At 62.2% G+C, this 5,255-nt stretch carries 8 protein-coding genes; 3 read left to right on the top strand and 5 right to left on the bottom strand.

The features are described from left to right. Nucleotides 1–195: HIT domain-containing protein (locus tag OP495_RS16420; protein WP_280570782.1), on the bottom strand; the 195-nt coding region annotated here is incomplete at its 3' end. A 110-nt stretch (nucleotides 196–305) separates the two neighbouring features. Between OP495_RS16420 and OP495_RS16415 the strand changes: the two genes are divergently transcribed. Both OP495_RS16415 and OP495_RS16410 read left to right on the top strand, forming a co-directional pair. After that, nucleotides 306–437 (top strand): entericidin A/B family lipoprotein, encoded by a 132-nt coding sequence (locus OP495_RS16415; RefSeq protein WP_247639881.1) that lies wholly within the window; start codon nucleotides 306–308, stop codon nucleotides 435–437. Nucleotides 438–582: 145 nt separating this feature from the next. Beyond that, on the top strand, nucleotides 583–714 hold the full coding sequence (locus tag OP495_RS16410; RefSeq protein WP_280563575.1) for an entericidin A/B family lipoprotein: 132 nt from the start codon (nucleotides 583–585) through the stop codon (nucleotides 712–714). Nucleotides 715–802: 88 nt separating this feature from the next. Here OP495_RS16410 and OP495_RS16405 read toward each other — a convergent pair whose 3' ends face one another. The 4 genes from OP495_RS16405 to OP495_RS16390 are packed head-to-tail and all read right to left on the bottom strand — an operon-like array spanning nucleotide 803 to nucleotide 4,782. After that, on the bottom strand, nucleotides 803–1,573 hold the full coding sequence (locus OP495_RS16405; protein ID WP_280570781.1) for an ABC transporter permease: 771 nt from the start codon (nucleotides 1,571–1,573) through the stop codon (nucleotides 803–805). Continuing rightward, nucleotides 1,570–2,619 (bottom strand): ABC transporter ATP-binding protein, encoded by a 1,050-nt coding sequence (locus OP495_RS16400; protein ID WP_280570779.1) that lies wholly within the window; start codon nucleotides 2,617–2,619, stop codon nucleotides 1,570–1,572. The genes OP495_RS16405 and OP495_RS16400 overlap by 4 nt, the downstream gene beginning before the upstream one ends. A gap of 9 nt (nucleotides 2,620–2,628) precedes the next feature. Continuing rightward, nucleotides 2,629–3,825: an ABC transporter permease gene (locus OP495_RS16395; protein ID WP_280570778.1), complete on the bottom strand. Its 1,197-nt coding sequence runs from the start codon at nucleotides 3,823–3,825 to the stop codon at nucleotides 2,629–2,631. A 24-nt stretch (nucleotides 3,826–3,849) separates the two neighbouring features. Beyond that, nucleotides 3,850–4,782 carry an ABC transporter substrate-binding protein gene (locus OP495_RS16390; protein ID WP_280570776.1) on the bottom strand — a complete coding sequence of 311 codons (933 nt, stop codon included), beginning with the start codon at nucleotides 4,780–4,782 and terminating at the stop codon, nucleotides 3,850–3,852. Nucleotides 4,783–4,935: 153 nt separating this feature from the next. Between OP495_RS16390 and OP495_RS16385 the strand changes: the two genes are divergently transcribed. Beyond that, entirely contained in the window at nucleotides 4,936–5,247 is a 312-nt protein-coding gene (locus OP495_RS16385; RefSeq protein WP_280563570.1) for an I78 family peptidase inhibitor, read from the top strand. Nucleotides 5,248–5,255 lie beyond the last annotated feature (8 nt).

The following is a 5,255-nucleotide window of genomic DNA, read 5'->3' as shown; positions in this document are numbered from 1 at the left end:
CTCGGTGGCTTCCTGCCACATCGTGGCCTGATCGTCGGCGGAGAGTTCGTAGACTTCGCGGATATCGTCGCGACGGGGGATCAGCACTAGCCAGGAATAGCGCGCGTCGTCGTTCAGGCGTACCTGGCACAGAGACAGGTCGGCGACGTAGTGCGAGTCGGCCGCCAAGCGTGGATGCAGGGTGAAATCGGTCATGTGCGGCGCTCCTGAAAATCGTCGTAAAGTGTCTGGCTATGCTAACGTTAGGTTACACGGCATGGGGCCGTGCCTCTCGCTGAGTGAGCGGTGCTTTCCGGAGAAAACGCATGAAGCGTACATCGATTGCGATCTTGGGGCTTTTGTTGTTGGCGGTGCTGAGTGGCTGTAACACCATCCACGGCGCGGGCGAGGATATCGAGCGTGGCGGTGAAGCGATGCAGGATGCCGCAACCAACTGAATCCTGGAAAGGATGCAAGGATGCACAGTGCTGCTAGCTTTGCTAAGTTGTGGTCGTCCCGCCTGTATGGCGGATAAGATTACCCAAGAAATGGGTCTGGACCCGCGGGATTTTTCCCGCTTGATACCGTGAAGGAGACACGACTATGAAACGGATGCTGGCTTTTTCCCTGCTGCTGATGTTCACCGCTGGTGCTATCAGTGGCTGCAATACGTTTGAAGGTGCAGGTGAAGACATCGAGCAAGGTGGCGAAGAAGTGCAAGACGCCGCCAATTAAGGTATTTAGACCGCCGCCTTCGAAGGCGGCGGTCTTGTCGTTTCCCCTCCCCGCGATGCCGCTTACCTTGGTTCGCTGGATATCCTGTTCATGACGCCGCCCTGCTATCGCCGAACGAGAAGCGTTGCTCCAGCCGTTCGAACGCCAGGTCGGTGACGATAGCCAGCAGGCCCACCAGTACCGCCCCTTGAATCACGTACGGTAGATTGTTGCCGACCAGACCGGCGATGATCGGTGTGCCCAGCGTTTTGGCACCGACCGTGGAGCCGATCGTCGCTGTGCCGATATTGATGATCACCGAGACGCGCACGCCGGCGATGATGACCCGCATTGCCAGGGGAAGCTCGATGTGCCACAGGATCTGCCAGGCGTTCATGCCGTTGCCGCGCGCGGCCTCGAGCATTTGCGAGGGCACCGTACCCAGACCGGCGACAGTGTTTTGCACCACGGGCAAGAGGCCATAGAGTACCAGCGCCACCAAGGTGGGGACGAAGCCGAACCCGGCGACTGGCACGACGATTGCCAGCACCGCTGCCGGGGGAAAGGTCTGGCCGATGGCGGCCAGCGTCGACACCAAGGGCTCGAACTCGCGCCCTGCCGGCCGCGTGACGAATAGCCCCGCTGCAACGCCGACACTCACCGAGATGAGCGAGGACACCAGCACTAGGGCGAGGTGGGCGAGCGTCAGATCGAGAAAGCTCTCGCGCTGATACATCGCCGGATCCTGGTCGGGAAACAACGCCCGAAACAGTGGCGCCAACTGCTCCATGCCCACCACCAGCGCGATCAACAAGGCGCTGAGCGAGATCAGCAAAGCACGGCGCGAGGAAGGTGGACGAGACAGTGCACCTACGTTCATGAGCGATGCCCCATGACGCCCGACATCGTCACCTCGCCCAGCAGGCGTCCCTCGCCATCGAGCACCGGCAAGGCCGTCACGCGAAACCACACCATGCGTGACAAGGCCTCCTTCATCGACATCTCCGGCGTGGCGGTCCACTCGGTATTGACCACCGTGCGAGCTATGTCGGATTCGCCCAGGCGGCCGCCCAGCAGCGCCATGGGGCGGTCATCGGCATCCACCTGCCAGGTGATAGGCGCGCTGGCGATGGCATTGTTGCGCGTGCGCTGGGCGGGCCGGCAATACGCCTCGACCCGGCGCCGCGAGAGCAGTTTGAGCCCTAAGTCGGCGCGCCCGATGAAGTCGCGCACGAAATCGTTGGCGGGCGCGACGAGAAGCTCTGCCGGACGGTCGTATTGCACCAACTGGCCGGCATTGAGCAGTGCCACGCGGGAGGCCAGGCGCAAGGCTTCGTCCATGTCATGGGTGACGAAGACGATGGTCTTGCCGGTTTGGCGGTGCACGCGTGCCAACTCGGCCTGCAGGGTATCGCGCGTCAGGGGGTCGACGGCACCGAAGGGCTCGTCCATCAGGAGCACGTCAGGATCGGCGGCCAGGGCACGGGCCACACCGACACGCTGCGCCTGACCGCCAGAGAGTTGATGCGGATACTTGTCGTGCAATCCTTCATCATCGAGCTGAAAAAGTGCCAGCAATTCGTCGACGCGCTCGGCAATGCGTGACGCCGGCCACTTGAGTAGCCTGGGCACGGTGGCGATGTTGTCCGCGACGCGCCAGTGCGGGAATAATCCGATCGACTGGATGGCGTAGCCGATACGCCGGCGCAGGCGTTCAGGCGGCAGGGTGGTGATATCCTCGCCACCCAACAGGATTTTTCCCTCGCTGTGCGCGATCAGGCGATTGATCATCTTCAGCGTGGTCGATTTGCCGCACCCCGATGGGCCAATGAGGACACAGAATTCGCCCTGTTCCACGGTCAGCGAGATGTCATCGACGACGCGTGTTTCGCCATACCGTTTGGTCAATCCCTGGAGTTCTATCATCGGTGCTACCTATCGGCGGGTGCCGGCCGGCTTGCTCAGCACGACCAGCATCTGCAGCGTGAAATCGGCGATCACTGCCAGCACGATGGTGGGTATCGCGCCGAGCAGGACCAGGTCGATGGCATATTGACCGAGGCCCTGGAAGATAAAGGCGCCCAGCCCCCCGGCACCGATCAGCGCCGCCACCACGGTCAGGCCGATGGCCTGTACGGTGACGATGCGTAGCCCTGAGAGCATGACCGGCAATGCCAAGGGGATCTCCACTCGCCATAGCACCTGACGCGCGGTCATGCCCATGCCGCGGGCCGCTTCCACGGTGGCGGGCGGGACGCCCTTGAGCCCGGCGTAGGTATTGCGCACCACGGGCAGCAGCGCGTACATCACCAGGGCGATGATGGCCGGTGCGGCACCGATGCCTTTGACGCCCCATTCGCCGAGCAATGGGAAGGCGTTGCCGAGTGCCGAAAGCGGCGCGACGAGCAGGGCGAACAGGGCAATCGAGGGAATCGTCTGGAAGAAATTGAGCACGCTGAAAAGCGTTCCCTGCAGGCGCACGCGGCGATGGGCCAGCAGGCCAAGTGGAACGCCGATGAGTAACGCCGGCCCCAGCGCGGAGCCCACCAGCACCAAGTGCGTGATGAACTGATCAGCGAAGTTGTCGCGGATGTTGGCGTATTCGCGCATGATCGACAGATCGTCGAAATGGCCGCTTGCGAACAGCATCGCCACGCTTCCCCCAGCGATCAGCATGTAACCCAGGCGCAGCAGCCAGCCGCTGGAGGCGCGCTGAAAGGCATCGATGGCTGCCAAGGCGCAGCAGAATACCATCACCCAGAAGGCCGACCCCTGCGAGACCCGCGCCGACGGCGATTTTTCGACCAGCGTGCGTTGCGCATAGTCGCCCAGGCTATACAGCGTGATCAGTAACAGCCCCAGGCTGGCAAGCAAGACCACGCTATGGGCAAGCTCGCGCGGTAGCGGGCGTCTTAGCGCCGTCACGGCCAGCACCGCGCTCAGGGCTAGAAGAGCGATCACCTGCCAGGCTGATAACGCCTCGCTCAAACCGACGGTTTGCCCGGAGGCCAAGCGGTTGGGCGACATCGTGGCGAAGGGCAATAGCCAGGCCGCCAGGAGCCCTGCGCATAGCAGCGTGACCAGGACGCGATTGGCCACCAGGCGAGCGCTGGCCGCGTCGCTCGTGGGCACGTGAGAAACAGACACCGGTAACCGTCAGTCGAGCAGGTCTTGTGATTCCAGATAGTCCTCGGCGACATCGCTAGCTGGTTCACCATCGACCTGAATGCGACGGTTGAGCGACTGCAAGGTTTCCCGGTCTAGTCCTTCGAAAAGCGGTTCGAGCAACTCGGGGATTTGCGGATAGGCCTCGAGCGTGGCTTGACGGATCACCGGTGCTGGCTCGTAGACCATCTGGACGCCTTGGGTGTCGTCCATGACTTTGAGGTCGGCGGCGGGAATGGCGCCATCGGTGGCATAGACCATGGCGGCATTGGTACCGCTGGTGTTCTCGGCGGCGGCGCGAATGGTTGCCGCCGTGTTGCCACCGGAGAGTACCAGCAATTGGTCTTGGTCGAGCTTGAAATCGTAGGAACGCTGGAAGCTGGGCAAAGCGGCATCGCTTTCCACGAATTCGGCGGAGCCGGCCAGCTTGATCTCACCGCCATCGCGTATCCAGGCGGCGAAATCCTCCATAGTGGAAAGATCGTGCTCGTTGGCGACGTCACGGCGCAATGCGATGGCCCAGGTGTTGTTGGCTGGCGCCGGAGTGAGCCATATCACGTCGTTGTGTTCCTTGTCGTAGGCGCGAATCTTTTCGTAACCCTCGCCCGAGCGTTTCCACGCATCGTCATCGGTGGTTTGCGTGAAAAACGCCCCGTTGCCAGTATATTCGGGATACAGGTCGATCTCATCTTCGAGCAAGGCACTGCGCACGATATTGGTCGGGCCGAGCTGCAGTTGGTCTTCGACGGGAATGTCGGCCTGCTCCAGGCGCTGGACGATCATGTTGCCGAGCAAGGCGCCCTCGGTATCGATCTTCGACGAGACGCGCACCGGCTCGTCGGCGAACGCCGGCGTCAACGACAACGCCGCTCCGGTGGCCAGGCCGAGCACGGCGGTAGAGAAATACTTGAAGGTTCCTTGCATGATTCCTGGCTCCTTGGAAATGACGGGCGTCGCGACGGCTCAAACCTTGAGTCTAGCATTCTCGGCTCGCGCAGCGAGAGGGAATGCGTCTGGCCTCTAGCGCAACGCTTGTATACGCTGTTCAACGAAGCCATCGAACGAAGAGGAAACGACATGCGTAAACGCGCTCTTGGTGGTGCAATGGCAGCGTTCCTGCTGGCGGGATGTGCCGGCAGCCCGGCACCGGACGAGGCACCACCGCCGCCGTCGATGTCGCAAGACGACGCCTGTGGCGCCGACACGTTGCAAGACTACATCGGTCAGCATGCCGACGAGGCGACAGTGGCACAGTTGGAAACCGACAGTGATGCCGATCGCGTCCGCGTCATTCGTCCCGACCAGGCGGTGACGATGGATTACCGTGCGGATCGCCTCAACGTCAAACTCGACGATCAGGACACGATCGACGAGTTGACCTGTGGCTGAGCATGTCG

It is taken from the genome of Chromohalobacter sp. 296-RDG (genome assembly GCF_029889885.1).
GTDB lineage: Bacteria > Pseudomonadota > Gammaproteobacteria > Pseudomonadales > Halomonadaceae > Chromohalobacter.
Note: the sequence above shows the minus strand (reverse complement) of the source record. Positions and strands in the feature narration are given on the sequence as shown.

Coding starts and splice junctions, on each gene's coding strand:
- OP495_RS16415 (WP_247639881.1), top strand. CDS start 306: ATGAAGCGTACATCGATTGCGATCTTGGGGCTTTTGTTGTTGGCGGTG.
- OP495_RS16410 (WP_280563575.1), top strand. CDS start 583: ATGAAACGGATGCTGGCTTTTTCCCTGCTGCTGATGTTCACCGCTGGT.
- OP495_RS16405 (WP_280570781.1), bottom strand. CDS start 1,573: ATGAACGTAGGTGCACTGTCTCGTCCACCTTCCTCGCGCCGTGCTTTG.
- OP495_RS16400 (WP_280570779.1), bottom strand. CDS start 2,619: ATGATAGAACTCCAGGGATTGACCAAACGGTATGGCGAAACACGCGTC.
- OP495_RS16390 (WP_280570776.1), bottom strand. CDS start 4,782: ATGCAAGGAACCTTCAAGTATTTCTCTACCGCCGTGCTCGGCCTGGCC.
- OP495_RS16385 (WP_280563570.1), top strand. CDS start 4,936: ATGCGTAAACGCGCTCTTGGTGGTGCAATGGCAGCGTTCCTGCTGGCG.